Here is a 14,265-nt window from a genome sequence, read left to right on the forward strand (position 1 = left end):
TCAGCCCTTGACGCCACTGCTGGTGGCGCCCTCGATGAAGTGTTTCTGTGCCGCGAAGAACACCGCGACGGACGGGATCAGCGCGACGACCGAGATCGCGATGACATTGGCCCACTCGACCTCCTCGGTCGCACCGATGCTCATCTTCAGCGCCAGGCTTACCGGGTATTTCTCGACCGAGGCGAGGTAAATCAGCGGGCCCATGAAGTCGTTCATGGTCCAGATGAACTGGAAGACGACGACGCTGATGATGGCCGGCTTGAGCAGCGGCACGATGATGTGCCAGAGCAGCTGCAGCGCGTTGCAGCCGTCGATCAGCGCGGCCTCTTCCATGTCGCGCGGGATGCCGCGCAGGAACTGCACCAGCATGAAGACGAAGAAGGTGTCGGTGGCGAAAGCCGAGGGCACGATCAGCGGCAGATAGCTGTCCAGCCAGCCCAGTTCGCGGAACACCAGGTACTGCGGCAGGCGCAGCACGATGAGCGGCAGCATCATGGTGCCGACCATGATGCTGAACAGGATCTTCTTGCCCCAGAACTCGAAGCGCGCGAAGGCATAGGCCACCAGCACGCAGGAGATCACCGTGACGATGATGCGCGGGATGGTGATCAGAAAGCTGTTCAGGAAATAGGTCGCGAAGGTGTACTCGGTGCTGGTCTTCCAGCCCTTGGCGTAGGCGTCGAAGGAGAACTTGCTGGGCCAGAAGCCGGCCGACGTGAAGATCTCGCTGTTGCTCTTGAAGGAGGCGCCGATCAGCCACAGCAGCGGATACAACATGACGACGGCCGTGGCCGCCAGCAGCAGATAGCGCAGCCAGGGCGTCTTGCCATCGTCGCCGACGGCGCGTTCATTGATCTCTGCGGCGGCGCTCATTTCTTGATGTCCTTTTCGCCGGCGTAGAAGACCCAGTACTTGCTGCTCCAGAAGGAGATGGCAGCCAGGCCGGCGACCAAGGCGAACAGCACCCAGCTCAGCGCCGCGCCATAGCCCAGGTTGAAGAAGCGGAAGCTCTGGTCGTAGATGTACAGCGCCAGCACGTAGGTGGAGTGCAGGGGGCCGCCTTCGGTGATCAGATAGGGCCCGTTGAACTCCTGGAAGGCGTGGACCATCTGCATGATCATGTTGAAGAAGATGACCGGCGTGATGAGGGGCACGGTGATCTTCCAGAACTGCTGGTTGACGCTGGCGCCGTCGATCTCGGCGGCCTCGTACAGCGACTTGGGCACGTTCTGCAGCGCGGCCAGGAAGATGACGCAGGCTGAGCCGAACTGCCAGGTGAAGAGCAGCACGATGGTCCACATCGAGTAGTGTTCGTCGGCCAGCCACGGGATGGGTTCGAAGCCCAGTTTGCCCAGGATGATGTTGACCAGGCCGTACTTGGCGAACACGAAGCGCCACAGCACCGCCACCGCAATCGAGCCGCCCAGGATGGACGGGATGTAGAAGGCCGCGCGGAAGGCGTTAATGCCCTTGAGGCGGAAGTTCAGCACCTGGGCGACGACGAGGGCAAAGCCGACGCGCAGCGGCACGGCCAGGATCGCGAAGGTCAGCGTCACGCCGAGGGATTTGCGGAACAGCGGGTCGCCGGTCAGCATCTCCTCGTAGTTGCGCAGGCCGATCCACTCGGGGGGATCGATGAGGTCGTACTGCGTGAAGCTGAGCGCAAAGCTCATCACGAAGGGGAAGAGCTTGAACAGCAGCACGCCCAGCACGAATGGCAGGACGAACATGAAGCCCAGCTTTTTGTTCTCGTACATCGCCCGGTGTCTCCGTCCGCGGCTTGGGCCCGCATTCTTGCGGGCCTTGTTCTTGTCGGCTCAGCGTGCCAGCCAGCCGCCGTCGACGGCGAGTGTGTAGCCGTTGACGTAGTCCGAAGCCGTCGACGCCAGGAACACGACCGGACCGGCCAGGTCCTCGGGCTTGCCCCAGCGCGCGGCCGGGATGCGTTCGAGGATGGCGCTGTTGCGCTGTTCGTCGGCGCGCAGGGCGGCGGTGTTGTTGGTGGCCATATAGCCCGGGGCTATGGCATTCACATTGATGCCGTGCTGGGCCCATTCATTGGCCATCAGCCGCGTGATGCCCATGACGCCGCTCTTGCTGGCGGTGTAGGAAGGCACGCGGATGCCGCCCTGGAAGCTCAGCATGGACGCGATATTGATGATCTTGCCGCCGGTCCCCTGAGCCATGTACTGCTTGGCCACAGCCTGGGACAGGAAGAACACCGACTTCAGGTTCAGGTCCATCACGTCGTCCCAGTCGGCCTCGGAGAACTTGATGGCGTCCTCGCGGCGGATGATGCCGGCGTTGTTGACGAGGATGTGCACGGCGCCGTTCAGCGCCTTGGCCTGGGCCACCAGGCCGGCGATGCAGCTGACATCGCCCAGGTTGGCGCGCAGATCCAGGAAGCGCCGGCCCAGGGCCTCGACGCCGGCCTTGGTCTCGTCGGGCTCGGAGACGTTGACGCCGACGATGTCGGCCCCCGCCTGTGCGAGCGCCAGTGCCATGCCCTGGCCCAGTCCGGTGTTGCAGCCCGTGACGATGGCCGTCTTGCCGGCCAGGTTGAAATTGTTGAGCACCATAAGTTCTTGTGTCCGATCTGCGCAGAGGGTCGTGGGCAGGCGGTTCAGTTTGTTGAAACGCGGTTCCACTTTTGCCGATGCCACGACTTTAGGCAGGCCGGAAGTGTTGCGGAATCATGGTTTCTAATTAGTGAACCAGTGTTCCGATTTTTGCATCTTCCCCCTATCATCGTTCACAAGCGAGACAAGAACGCACAACTTTGAGCGGTTGTTTCTTCACCGAAGAGGCACTGCCCGACCCTTTTTCACCTCGCTGCGGCGGCTTTCAGCCATCGCGGTGACCGACCCGGCGCACGCACTGCAGCGTCTCCGGCCTTGGAAATCAACGGGTGCCCTGCGTGCGCCCGGGTTCAAAAAGCCTTGCATAACCCGAGAGCCATCGGCGCCAAGCGCGCTCAGATGGCCTGCACCAGGAGACATCCCATGCCCGCATTCCGTCCATCCCGCCATCTGAGTCACAGTGCCCCCAGGGCCGAGCTCAGCCCGGCCCGCCCCCCGAGGGGGTCAAGGAAGCTTGGGGCGGCCCGGCACTTCCTTGCGAGCCCCGTGGCCCTGGCCGTCGCCTTCGTCGCCGCCCCCGCGTGGGCCCAGACCGCGCCTGCCGCCTCGCAGCAGCTCGAGACCGTCACCGTCACCGGCATCCGCGCCTCGCTGGAGAGCGCGCTGAATGCCAAGCGCCAGGACAAGGGCATCGTCGATGTCATCAAGGCCGAGGACATGGGCAAGTTCCCGGACACCAACCTCGCCGAGTCCCTGCAGCGCATCCCCGGCGTGGTCATCGACCGTGACGCCGGCGAAGGCCGCAACATCACCGTGCGCGGCCTGGGCGGCGACTTCGCCCGCACCCGCATCAACGGCATCGAGGCCCTCGCCACCACCGGTGGCACCGACAGCTCGGGCGGCGCCAACCGCACCCGCGCCTTCGACTTCAACGTCTTCGCGGCCGACCTCTTCAACTCGCTGACGGTGCGCAAGAGCAGCTCGGCCGACGTCGACGAAGGCTCGCTCGGCGCCACCATCGACCTGCAGACAGCCCGTCCCTTCGACCTGAAGAACTTCGCGGCCGCCGTGTCGTTGAAGAGCACGTACAACGACCTGTCCGGCAAGGCCACGCCCAAGGCCGCCTTCCTGATCTCCAACACCTTCGCCGACAAGAAGGTCGGTGTGCTGCTGTCGGGCGCCTACTCCGAGCGCAAGGTCTATGAAGAAGGCTTCAGCACGGTGCGCTGGGACAACGGCCCCTCCAGCGGCAACACCTTCAGCGGCTGGTGCCCGCCCCAGGGCGTGACGGCCAATCTGCCCACCGGTTCAACGGCCACCACCTGCGGCCCCGCTGCCCAGGGCGTGCCGCGCCTGCCCAACACGCCGGAAAACCTGGCCGCCTACAACGAGGCCAGCAAGGCCACCAACTTCCACCCGCGCCTGCCGCGCTACGGCCGACTGACGCATGACCAGAAGCGCCTGGGCATGACCGGTTCCGTCCAGGTGCGGCCGGCCGACAGCATGTTGATCACCTTCGACATGCTGTACAGCAAGCTCGACGCGACCCGCCAGGAGGACTTCCTGGAAGCCATCTCCTTCAGCCGCGCGCTGTCGGCCGGCGGCAAGCAGCAGACCAGCGTGCTGGAGGCCCAGTTCGCGCCCAGCGGCCAGATGCTGTATGGCAAGTTCAATGGGGTGGACGTGCGCGCCGAGTCGCGTTTCGACAAGCTTTCCACCACCTTCACCCAGCCCACGCTGACCATCGAGCAGGACGTCACCGACACCCTGAAGCTGACCGTGCGCGGCGGCCGCGCGACGTCCCGGTTCAACAACCCCATCCAGACCACGACCACCCTGGATGCGCCCAACGTCAACGGCTATGTGTTCGACGCCCGCGGCGACGACCGCGCGCCGCTGCTCGGCTACGGCAACCTGAACCCCGCCGACCCCAACGGCGGCCTGAAGATCTACGGCGTGCCGGTCGGTGCCACCAGCATCGCCAATTTCACGCCCAGCGAGATCCGCATCCGCCCCAACGGCGTGACCAACCGCCAGGACGTCGCCACCGCCGACGTGGCCTGGGAAATCATCCCCGATGCGCTGACCCTCAAGGGCGGCGTCAGCTACAAGCAGTTCAAGTTCACCAGCTTCGACATCCGCCGCACCGTCGAGACCATGAACACCCTGCCGGCCGGCGTCGATGCCGCCAGCCTGACGACCACGCTGACGGGCTTCGGCAAGGGCCAGAACCTGCCGGGCGGCTCCATCACGTCCTGGGTCATCCCCAACCTGGATGCCATCGCCAAGGCTTACGACATCTACTGCAACTGCCTGAAGACCGGCCCCGCCGGCGGCCCTGGCGACTTCTCGCTGACCTCCATCACCAACGGCTCCGCCCGTGGCGGCAACCGCGCCATCTCCGAGACCGACACCGGCACCTGGCTGATGGCCGACTTCGAGACCCGCCTGGGCGGCATGGCCGTGCGCGGCAACCTCGGCACCCGCTATGTGAAGACGTCCATCGTCGCCAGCGGCTACCTGGCCACCGGCGGCGGCAGCCCCGTCACCGCCTCGCGCGACTACGGCGACTGGCTGCCCTCGGCCAACGTCTCGCTCAACCTGACCAAGGACATCATCCTGCGCGCCGCGGCGGCCAAGGTCATGTCGCGTCCGCCGCTGCAGAACCTGAACCCGGGCGGCACCCTGTCCACGACCGGTTCGCTGACCTACACCGGCGGCAACCCGGCCCTGGACCCCTTCCGCGCCACCACCTTCGACCTCAGCGGCGAGTGGTACCACTCCAAGAACGGCTTCATTGGCCTGGGCCTGTTCCAGAAGGACATCAAGAGCTATGTGCTGACGGTGGGCCGCAACGTGGCCTACAAGGACACCGGCCTGCCGATGTCACTGCTGCCCAGCAACTTCACGGGCGACGAGATTTTCCTGGTCAGCGCACCGGTCAACAGCCCGGGCGGCAAGCTCACCGGCTTCGAGATCAATGTGCAGCAGCCCTTCAGCTTCCTGCCGGGCTGGGGCAAGAACTTCGGCGTGCTGGCCAACTACACCCAGGTCAAGTCCAAGATGGACTATGTGATCTCGGCCGCCGTCGGCGCAGCCACCGTCACCGAAGACCTGGTCAACCTGTCGCCGCGCTCCTGGAACCTGTCCTTCTACTACGACGACGGCATCTTCAGCGGCCGCGTGTCCACCTCGGCGCGCTCGGCCTTCCTGCAGACCATCCCGGCCGGCAACAACCAGGACGTGGCGGGCAAGAACAAGACCTTCAACGTCGACCTGTCGATGGGCTACCAGCTCAACAAGCAATTGCAGCTGACCTTCGAGGCCACCAACCTGACCAACCAGGCCAATGACCAGTTCATCTCCCGCGCGATGAACAACGTCGTTGTCAACAACTACACCGGCCGCGAGTTCATCATCGGTGGCCGCTACAAGTTCTGAGGCGAGCATCGCCTGAATCCGCAAAGGGCACGGACCTGTCGTCTGTGCCCTTCCTTGCTGGCGGGACCCTGCAGGTCTCCTGATCCCGAAGAAGTGCCGGCCGCCCGAAGCGGGTCAGGCCTCACCCCGGAGACAAACATGAAGACCTACAGGACCCTTGCGGTCGCAGCCGCCGCATGGCTGGCCGCGGCCTCCGCCCAGGCGGCCTACAGCCTGCCTGCGGCCACCGTCATCACCGGCCAGGTCAGCGGCGCCACCACGACGCTGCTGGGGCTGGACCATGGCTTTGCCGATGAGCCGGGCAGCAACACGACGGCGCTGGCCGTGGCCGACCTCGAATTCCTGACCGGCGACGCGGCCGTGGCCATCGACTTCTTCAGCGATGGCCAGGTGCAGGTCTGGAACAACAGCGGCGCCACCAGCCTGACCGGCAGCTACAGCTTCAACTTCAGGCTTGCCGGCATCGGCCTGCCCATCGCCAGCTTCGCGCTGCTGGACCTGAGCGGCATCAACGGCGGCAGCGTGAGCGTCAAGCTCCTTGGTCCCGACAGCATCAGCCTGACGCTGAACAACCTCAGCTTCACGAGCGAGTTCGGCAGCTTCACGACGCAGTTGACCGTCAACGCGGTGCCCGAACCCGCCAGCCTCGCCCTCGTGGCTGCGGGCGTCGGCCTGCTGGCCCTGCGCAGGAGGGCTCGCGCATGAAGCTCTTCCAACAACTGGGCGGCCTGGCCGCGCTGCTGGCCCTGAGCCTGCCCGCTCATGCCGTCGACGCCGCATTGCAGGTCGCACCCACCGACGGCTGGGGTGCCGGCACCGTCGGCGGCAGCGCCGCCACGCCGGAGCACATCTACACGGTGCACAACCGCGCCGAGCTGCTGAACGCGCTGGCCAATGCCGGCAACGCGGCCAAGATCATCAAGGTGGCCGGCACCATCGACATGACCGAGGGCACGCCCTTCGCGAGCACGGCCGACCAGAAGGTGAGGGCGCGCGTGCGCCTGACGAGCAACACCACGCTGATCGGCGAAGGCCCCGGCGCCGGCTTCGTCAATGCGTGGTTGGACATCACCAGCGTCAGCCAGGTCATCGTGCGCAATCTGCACCTGGTCGCGCCCTGCGATGTCGGCCCCATCTGGGACCCCACCGACGGCGCCACCGGCAACTGGAACTCGCAGTACGACGCCATCGGCATCGTCACCGCCACCCAGGTCTGGATCGACCGCAACACCATCACCGACGCACCGGTCACCGACGACACCTTGCCCGTCGAGAACGGCAAGACCAAGCAATGCCACGACGGTGCCATCGACATCACCAAGGGCGCAGACCTGATCACGGTCTCCTACAACCTCGTCACCCAGCACGACAAGTCCATGCTGATCGGCGGCTCGGACAGCCTCACGAGCGATCTGGGCAAGCTGCGCATCACCATCGCCAACAACGTCTTCAACGGCGTGACCCAGCGCGTGCCGCGCGTGCGCTTCGGCCAGGTCCACGTCTTCAACAACTACTTCGTCGGCAGCAAGACGGCCAGCCCCTATGCCCACAGCTACAGCATCGGCGCGGGCAAGCAGGCCAACATCCTGTCGCATGCCAATGTCTTCGCCATTGACGGCGCAGCCGGCTGCGACAGCGTCGTCAGCTATCCGAGCTCCGACCACACCGGCGTCTTCCAGGACAGCGGCTCGACGCTGAACGGTGCGGCTTTCGGCAGTTGCAGCGTCCAGCCCGGCGCGGCCTTCACGCCTGGCTATGCCTACAAGCCGCGGCCGGCGGCCCTGGTCAAGGCCAACAACCTGGCCCTGGCCGGTGCCGGCAAGATCTCGACGCAGATCAGCGGCAGCGGCAATGTCAGCGAGGTCGGCGGCACCAAGGTACCGGCTGCCAACGAGACCGGCGTCCACACCGACACGCGCCTGTCGCTGAGCTTCGACTCGCCACCCGGCATCGGCACGACCGGCAAGATCAATGTCTACCGCACGAGCGACGATGTGCTGGTGGACAGCATCGACGTCAGCACCGCGCCCTCGGCCAGTGACACCCAGGCCGTGCTGGCCCGCAACAACCTCGAGATCGATGCCCTGGGCCTGGGCGCCATGCCCGATGGGGCGACGTTTGCACGCTATGTCTGGTACCGGCCCGTCAGCGTCAGCAACAGCACGGCCTCGGTCAAGCTGCACAACAACAAGCTGGACTTTGGCACCGGCTACTACGTGACGATGGACGCCTCGGTGCTCGTCGGCACCATCAAGGGTGCCGCCTTCGCCGGCATCACCAAGGCCGACGGCTGGAAGTTCACGACCCGCGCTGCGCCAGCCAGCTTCACGAACTTGAACGTCGACGATGGCGGCACCACGGCCGACTTCCGCACCCTGCAGGGCGCGCTGAACTGGGTCATGAAGAACTGCTCGACCAACAGCCCGGCGATCAACGGCTGCAACACGGTGGCGACGGCCAAGACCATCCACCTGGCCAATGGCAGCTACCCCGAGCTGAACATCCTGCGCAAGGTGTCCAACCTGACCATCGTCGGCGAGAGCCGCGACGGCGTGGTGGTGGGCGACGTCAATTTCGAGTCGCTGAACTCGGGCAGCGGCGCCAGCGCGGCGGCGGCCGGCACGGCGCTCAGCACCTCGGGCAAGACCCTGGGCCATCGCGTGCTCGGCGGCGGTCGCGCAGCCCTGCTGGTCGAGACGGCCGACCTGCTGACGCTGACCAACTTCACGCTGCAGAACCCGCATGGGCGCAGCAGCAGCTGGGACAACCAGGCCGAGGCCATCTACTTCAACACCAGCACGACGGCCGTCGCCGCGCGCCTGGTCGCCAAGCAGATGAACTTCCTGAGCCAGCAGGACACCCTGCAGCTCAAGGGCTACAACTGGATCTACCAGTCGCTCGTCGCCGGCAACGTCGACTTCATCTGGGGCAGCGTGATGGCCAGCCTGTTCGAGGACTGCGAGATCCGCTCGGTGGCCGACACGGCCAGCAGCTCGGCCGGCTACATCCTGCAGTCGCGTGCCACCGCGGGCGACAAGGGTTTTGTCTTCCTGAACAGCCGGCTGACGGCCGACCCGACGGTGAGCCAGGCCTACCTCGCCCGCAGTGGCGGCACGACGGCGACCACCTATATCGACCATATTGCCTTCGTGAACACCAAGATGGGCTCGCACATCCTGCCCGTGGGCTGGTGCGTGGGCACGGGCACGAGCAAGACCGGCGTCGGCACGGGCAGCTGCGGCAGCAACCCGCCGTCCTGGGCCGGCACGGCCGACGGCGGTACGACCGATACGGTGGGATGGCGCGAGTTCGGCAGCATGGACTTGAGCGGTGCGCCGCTGGACGTCGGCGCTCGCTTGGGGCTCGCTTCGGTCAAGGTCAACAACGTGGCCACCAACGTCGTTCTGGCCAAGCCCCTGGGCTCGCCGGCGGGGCTGACGACAAGGGCCGAGATCTTCCAGAACTCCACCATCGCCACCGGGGTGCCGGGCGGCTGGGTGCCTGCGCCATGAGGTGGGCGGCGGCCCTTCTTGGCTTGGTGTGCAGCTTGGCGCAGGCCCAAGGTCAGCCGCCGTCCGGGCCTCGCTTCATCCTGGTCGGTGACTCGACGATGGCGCCGCGCAGCGGCTATGGCAATGCGCTGTGCGCGCGCCTGCAGCAGGTGGCCTGCATCAACCTCGCACGCGGCGGCCGCTCCAGCATGAGCTTTCGTGCCGAGGGTCTGTGGGACACGGTGCTGGCCCTGCTCAACGAGCGCGGCGAGAACGGCGCGAAGCAGAAGACCCTGGTGCTGATCCAGTTCGGCCACAACGACCAGCCCGGCAAGCCCGGCCGCTCGACCGACCTGGCCACCGAGTTCGGTCCCAACATGGCGGGCTATGTGAAGGAGGTCAAGGCCGCCGGCGGTGAGGTGGTCCTGATCACGCCCTTGACGCGCCGGACTTTCAAGACTGGCGACCTCGACAACGACCTGCGCCCCTGGGCCGAAGCCGTCATCAGGGTGGGCGCCGAGCAGGGCGTGCCGGTGCTGGACCTGAACGCCATCAGCCATGCCGCCGTCGCTGCGATGGGCCAGCCTGCCGCCGACACCCTGGCCGAGGCGCCGCCGCGCTTTGACCGCACCCATCTCGGGCCCAAGGGTGCAGAGCTGTTTTCGGGGCAGGTGATGGAGGGGCTGATCAAGCTGAGGCCGGAGCTGGCGACGGCCAAGACGCTGGGACCTTGAATCAACTCAGGGCGCTCTGGCATGCAGGGCAGCGGCCAAGGTCAGCAACCTATCGAGTTGCTCAAGTCTGTCGAGGCCGTCGGCCGGGAGGTTGGAGCGGCCTCGTGTTGCCCCCCAGAGGGCTCCCGCCATTGACCCTATCGTGTCGACGTCTCCACCACAGTCTGCGATGAAGGACAGCAGGTCGCTGAAAGGTTCGTTCAGAAAGCGCCCGGCCAGATAGATGGCCGTGACGCAGGATTCGACCGCCGCAACGCCATTCCCGAGTCGCCGTGACACTTCGCCCGGACCGGGCAGCGCGCCTTGCTGCATCCACTGCAGGGCGATATCCAGGCGCTGGCGCATCGGCGCCTGTGCAGTTCTTGATCTGCAATCTTCCAGCCATAGCGAGGGCTCCGGGCCGAGCAGCGCACGCGCCGTGGCAGCCGCGATCAGCAACGCACCTTCCACGCCGAGTGCATGGGCATGAGTGACGGCGGCGACCTGCCTGGCAGCTTGGGCCATCGCAGCTGGATCGCCAACGTGAAACAGAGCGACGACGGGCGACCGCATGGCGCCGCCGTTGCCGAAGGAGCCTTCCGGGTAGACGGAGCAGCTCGCGTGGCGCCAATCCTCGCCCTTGGCGAGGCGTTTCAGCAGTTTCGCGGTTCCCGGCCCGTAGCCCCGGCTCCAGCGATAGCCGTTGGCAAACCTCCGGGCGAGGTCATCGCCATCGAAGCCGCCGCGTGCCAGCAGTGATTCGGCGACATCGATGGACATCTGCGTGTCGTCCGTCCAACGCGTCTCGCCTGATGATGTCTTGCCGATGATTGCCCACAGCAGCCGTTCGAGCGGACCGCCTTCGCGAGGTGCACCCATCGCATCGCCCAGGGCCAGCCCCAGCAGGCAGCCTTCGAACTGATCGAGCGTCGGGCGGTATGCGGTATCCAAATGACTTGTTTCGTGAGTGACCACGCCATGCGTGGCGATACACATCACTGTGCCGGCACGCCAGCAAGCGAGTCCCTCACCCAGGCCGCGTATTCGGCAGTGCCGGCAATGACGGGCAGCGCAAAGATGGCCGGCAGCTCATAGGGATGACGCTCGCGCAGCAGCGTCTCCAGCGCGGGGTAGTGCTGTCGCGTCGTCTTGAACATCAGCCTGACCTCGACTTCACATTCGACGGCGCCCTGCCAGCGATAGGTGCTGCGGATGGCTTCGGTCTGCACGCAGGCAGCGAGGCGCTGCTCGACGGCGGCGCGGGCCAGGGTGTCGGCCTGCTCCTGGGTGGCGACGGTGGTGAAGACGGCCAGCAGGTCCATGCGGGCTACCCGGCGCGCCGCTTCACCAAAACTGCCACCATGGCTTGCGATCCACGGATGGCCGAGGAGGGACGGGCGGCGCCGCCTGGAACCATTCGATGGTGGCGAGCAGGCCGTCCGGCATGTCATCCCGCTCAGACGGATCGATGCTCCAAAGACCTGCGAGCTGCATGACGTCCGTTTCGCTGACGTGCCGCAGATCGGTACGCTCCCAATAGGTGTCGCCCTCGGCCTCGGCGCCGGCCGGGTTGAAGAAGCGATGACCCAGGGCCACTTCCTGTGCCGTCGGTTCGCCGTGGTCGATGACGATGTCTCCGGACGACCCGTCGTAGCAGTAGGCGCGGCTGAGTTCTCCCTGTGTCGCACGGGCCCAGCCATGGACTTCGCAGACGCGGTAGCTGGCGAAGAACTGGACTTCGGTGCGAAGTTCGGCAGATGCCTTGCACAGCAAGTCGACGAAGGAAGGCGGGCTGCCACCGGCCAGGTCAAGGAAGTCCTTGCTCATCACCAGTGTCCAGCCCTCGAGGACGGGCGTGATGAAGGCATTGCCTGTGTCGTGCTCGTACGCGGCCGCGGTGGCGACGTCTGCCGGTGCCGGCCTGAGGTTTGCAAGGCCCAGTGCATGCGCCAGCGCTGTGGCGTCGGTGGTGCGTGCGGCAAACCACGCCGTCTTGTAGCCGAAGCTCACTTCTTGGCCGCCGGCCTGTGGATCATGGTCTTCTGGTACCAGGCCTCGTTCATGCGAGCCAGGAATTCGGGCGTGATCAGGATCCCGCAGCCATCACCCAGCACGGCCTCGGAGCCGCAGTGAGGGCACATGGCGGTCTGGTCAGCGATCGCCTTGGGATCGTCCATGTTCTGCATCGTCAGCCCGGTCCAGCCGACGATGGCGTCGGGCTTGAAGATCTGCACGCAGTTGCAGCAGCCGCAGCGCTTGCTCTTCTCGATCTGGGCGTAGTTGTTGGTCGTGTAACGGTAGGCGGCGAGCAGTTCGTTCATGGCGGGGCGTTGGAGGGCGCTGATGGGTGGAGTGTGGCGCCGCAGCACACATTGCGCCATCGCGCTTCTATGGATTCGGCGTCACGAGCCGCTGTGTTGCGGCGGCGCGCGCTTGCCGTCGGGATCGGGCGCCAGCAGGGTCTGGGCGGCCGACCGCAGCATGGGCAGGGTGGCCAGCAGCAGCATATTGGGCAGCCAAGGGTCCCAGAAAAGCGCACTGACAAGCCCGACGCCGAAGAGCGCACCGGCGAAAAGCACCGCGCTGAAGCACTGGACTGCCTCCTTGCCGGTGCGGATCAGGGCCAAGCCCGCACTCAGCAGGATCAGCAGCGTCCAGCCCGCGAAGGGATCGTTCACCAGGCGCCACGGCGTGGTCTTGGCCTTCCAGTCGCCGTTGATGCCGAAGGCGGAAAGGACAAGCAGGATGGCAAGCAGCAGCGTGACGGCAAGCAATGCTGCCGAGCCGCGGTGGTTCAAATGCTTCATGACGCCGATGTCGCGTGGATTCCTGCAGGACTATGCCAACAAAGCCGGTGCCGGCCCGTGGCGCGGACGTGAAAACTCGCCTTCCTCCCTTCCGTCGGTCAGGCCCGCGCCTGTTCTCGAGGGTGCAGGCCTGCCAGCCATGCCACTGCCGCGCGCTGCTGTTCGGCGTTGAACAAATGCCCGCCCGCCGTCACGCGGGTCTGCATGCTCCCGGGCTCCCAGGCCTGGCGCAGTTGCGCCCAGGCCCGCTGCACCGCATCCCACGGGAACAGCCGGTCGTCCGGCGATCCGAACAACATCGAGGGCCGCGGTGCCACCAGGGCCGCCACGTCGGGATGATCCAGCTCGGCGGCAAGGCCCGGATGAAGCATGCTGAAGGCCGACTGCCCGACCAGCGTGTGTTCGCCCGGCCGCAGCAGGCCTTCGCGCGTGCACATCCAGTGCGCCGCAACGCAGGCCGACACGTCCTCGCAGACCGCCGCGAGCTGCCAGGCGCGCAAGGCGCCCATTGAAAACCCCAATACAGCCACCCGCTTCGCATCCACGTCCGCCTGCTCGCGCAGCCAACGGTGCGAGCGCAGGTCGTCGCTGGCGATGAGGCCGGCCCAGCTGTGGCCGAGCTGCAGCAGGTGGTTGGCCAGGGCCTGCTGGTCGTCGCGGGCGAAGCCGGTGCGGCTGCGTTCGCCCCAACCCAGGGCATCGATGGCCAGCACGGCAAAGCCGGCCTCCACCAGCGTGTCGCCGACGAACCGGCCGCCGAAGTAACGCTGCACCCAGGCGTCAGCCGCCGCACTGGGTTGAAGGGGCCGGATCAGCTTCTCCTTGCCGATGTCAAAGCGCGCACCGTGGTCGTGCAGCAGCAGCACGGCCGGATGCGGACCGGGGCTGCGCGGGCGCAGGAAGAGGGCGGGCACCCGCTCGCCCAGGGCGCCGCGCAGCGTCAATGCCTGGGCCAGGTGGGCGCCGCGGTCCTGTTCCGCCTGCACTTCGGTGGCAAAGCCGCTGCCGTCGTCACCCGGCTGCAGGATGAGGCGCGTCGCTGTGGCCAGGGCCTCGCGCCGCCAGCCGGGATCGGGTCGCCAGGCCAGACGGGGGCGCCAGGCCTGCTGCAGGCGTACCAGGCTGTCGTCCAGGCCGGCGGCGCGGGTCAGCAGCGGCCATAACGACAGGCCGGCAATCAGGCGGCGACGGACGGCGTCACTCATGGTCTGACTGGAGCCCCAAGGCGGCCGCG

Annotated in this window: 13 protein-coding genes; 4 read left to right on the forward strand and 9 right to left on the reverse strand. The window is 66.4% G+C overall.

The genetic code is table 11. The annotated features are described in order from the left end of the window. Genes ACS5PN_RS24810 through kduD form a run of 3 tightly spaced genes read right to left on the reverse strand, consistent with a single transcriptional unit; the run spans window position 1 to window position 2,579 of the window. The gene (locus tag ACS5PN_RS24810) at window positions 1-873 is read right to left on the reverse strand and encodes a carbohydrate ABC transporter permease (RefSeq protein WP_439466701.1); all 873 of its coding nucleotides are present in this window, start codon (window positions 871-873) and stop codon (window positions 1-3) included. Next, the gene (locus ACS5PN_RS24815) at window positions 870-1,757 is read right to left on the reverse strand and encodes a carbohydrate ABC transporter permease (RefSeq protein ID WP_439466702.1); all 888 of its coding nucleotides are present in this window, start codon (window positions 1,755-1,757) and stop codon (window positions 870-872) included. Before ACS5PN_RS24815 ends, ACS5PN_RS24810 begins: the two co-directional genes overlap by 4 nt. 60 nt (window positions 1,758-1,817) lie before the next feature. Beyond that, entirely contained in the window at window positions 1,818-2,579 is a 762-nt protein-coding gene (gene kduD, locus ACS5PN_RS24820; RefSeq protein WP_439466703.1) for a 2-dehydro-3-deoxy-D-gluconate 5-dehydrogenase KduD, read from the reverse strand. Window positions 2,580-3,125: 546 nt separating this feature from the next. Between kduD and ACS5PN_RS24825 the strand changes: the two genes are divergently transcribed. From ACS5PN_RS24825 to ACS5PN_RS24840, 4 genes are all read left to right on the forward strand, one after another. Further along, window positions 3,126-6,020, forward strand: a complete 2,895-nt coding sequence (locus ACS5PN_RS24825; protein WP_439466704.1) for a TonB-dependent receptor — start codon at window positions 3,126-3,128, stop codon at window positions 6,018-6,020. Window positions 6,021-6,158: 138 nt separating this feature from the next. Beyond that, window positions 6,159-6,725, forward strand: coding sequence for a PEP-CTERM sorting domain-containing protein (locus tag ACS5PN_RS24830; protein ID WP_439466705.1), 567 nt, complete (start codon window positions 6,159-6,161; stop codon window positions 6,723-6,725). Continuing rightward, complete coding sequence (locus ACS5PN_RS24835; RefSeq protein ID WP_439466706.1) at window positions 6,722-9,532, forward strand: pectinesterase family protein; 2,811 nt, start codon at window positions 6,722-6,724, stop codon at window positions 9,530-9,532. Before ACS5PN_RS24830 ends, ACS5PN_RS24835 begins: the two co-directional genes overlap by 4 nt. A gap of 26 nt (window positions 9,533-9,558) precedes the next feature. Then, window positions 9,559-10,245 carry a rhamnogalacturonan acetylesterase gene (locus ACS5PN_RS24840; RefSeq protein WP_439466926.1) on the forward strand — a complete coding sequence of 229 codons (687 nt, stop codon included), beginning with the start codon at window positions 9,559-9,561 and terminating at the stop codon, window positions 10,243-10,245. Between the two features lie 6 nt (window positions 10,246-10,251). On the opposite strand, the gene ACS5PN_RS24845 is transcribed toward ACS5PN_RS24840, so the two are convergent. The 6 genes from ACS5PN_RS24845 to ACS5PN_RS24870 all read right to left on the reverse strand — a co-directional run bounded on the left by ACS5PN_RS24845 (window position 10,252) and on the right by ACS5PN_RS24870 (window position 14,236). After that, a complete protein-coding gene (locus ACS5PN_RS24845) occupies window positions 10,252-11,175 on the reverse strand; it encodes an ADP-ribosylglycohydrolase family protein (RefSeq protein ID WP_439466707.1) in 924 nt (307 codons plus the stop codon). A gap of 44 nt (window positions 11,176-11,219) precedes the next feature. Beyond that, window positions 11,220-11,546, reverse strand: coding sequence for a divalent-cation tolerance protein CutA (cutA, locus tag ACS5PN_RS24850; RefSeq protein ID WP_439466708.1), 327 nt, complete (start codon window positions 11,544-11,546; stop codon window positions 11,220-11,222). Between the two features lie 22 nt (window positions 11,547-11,568). Next, on the reverse strand, window positions 11,569-12,234 hold the full coding sequence (locus tag ACS5PN_RS24855; protein ID WP_439466709.1) for a hypothetical protein: 666 nt from the start codon (window positions 12,232-12,234) through the stop codon (window positions 11,569-11,571). Continuing rightward, a complete protein-coding gene (locus ACS5PN_RS24860; protein ID WP_439466710.1) occupies window positions 12,231-12,545 on the reverse strand; it encodes a hypothetical protein in 315 nt (104 codons plus the stop codon). The genes ACS5PN_RS24855 and ACS5PN_RS24860 overlap by 4 nt, the downstream gene beginning before the upstream one ends. An 81-nt stretch (window positions 12,546-12,626) precedes the next feature. Further along, window positions 12,627-13,031: a hypothetical protein gene (locus ACS5PN_RS24865; protein ID WP_439466711.1), complete on the reverse strand. Its 405-nt coding sequence runs from the start codon at window positions 13,029-13,031 to the stop codon at window positions 12,627-12,629. A 98-nt stretch (window positions 13,032-13,129) separates the two neighbouring features. Then, entirely contained in the window at window positions 13,130-14,236 is a 1,107-nt protein-coding gene (locus ACS5PN_RS24870) for an alpha/beta hydrolase family protein (RefSeq protein WP_439466712.1), read from the reverse strand. Window positions 14,237-14,265 lie beyond the last annotated feature (29 nt).

Origin of the sequence: Roseateles sp. NT4, from assembly GCF_051857475.1 — a bacterium.
In the GTDB taxonomy this organism is placed as follows: Bacteria; Pseudomonadota; Gammaproteobacteria; order Burkholderiales; family Burkholderiaceae_C; genus Pelomonas.

What these genes read in the sequence shown, in the direction of transcription:
- ACS5PN_RS24835 (WP_439466706.1), top strand. Translation starts at nt 6,722, where the DNA reads ATGAAGCTCTTCCAACAACTGGGCGGCCTGGCCGCGCTGCTGGCCCTG.
- ACS5PN_RS24830 (WP_439466705.1), top strand. Translation starts at nt 6,159, where the DNA reads ATGAAGACCTACAGGACCCTTGCGGTCGCAGCCGCCGCATGGCTGGCC.
- ACS5PN_RS24815 (WP_439466702.1), bottom strand. Translation starts at nt 1,757, where the DNA reads ATGTACGAGAACAAAAAGCTGGGCTTCATGTTCGTCCTGCCATTCGTG.
- ACS5PN_RS24870 (WP_439466712.1), bottom strand. Translation starts at nt 14,236, where the DNA reads ATGAGTGACGCCGTCCGTCGCCGCCTGATTGCCGGCCTGTCGTTATGG.
- ACS5PN_RS24860 (WP_439466710.1), bottom strand. Translation starts at nt 12,545, where the DNA reads ATGAACGAACTGCTCGCCGCCTACCGTTACACGACCAACAACTACGCC.
- ACS5PN_RS24810 (WP_439466701.1), bottom strand. Translation starts at nt 873, where the DNA reads ATGAGCGCCGCCGCAGAGATCAATGAACGCGCCGTCGGCGACGATGGC.
- ACS5PN_RS24865 (WP_439466711.1), bottom strand. Translation starts at nt 13,031, where the DNA reads ATGAAGCATTTGAACCACCGCGGCTCGGCAGCATTGCTTGCCGTCACG.
- kduD (WP_439466703.1), bottom strand. Translation starts at nt 2,579, where the DNA reads ATGGTGCTCAACAATTTCAACCTGGCCGGCAAGACGGCCATCGTCACG.
- cutA (WP_439466708.1), bottom strand. Translation starts at nt 11,546, where the DNA reads ATGGACCTGCTGGCCGTCTTCACCACCGTCGCCACCCAGGAGCAGGCC.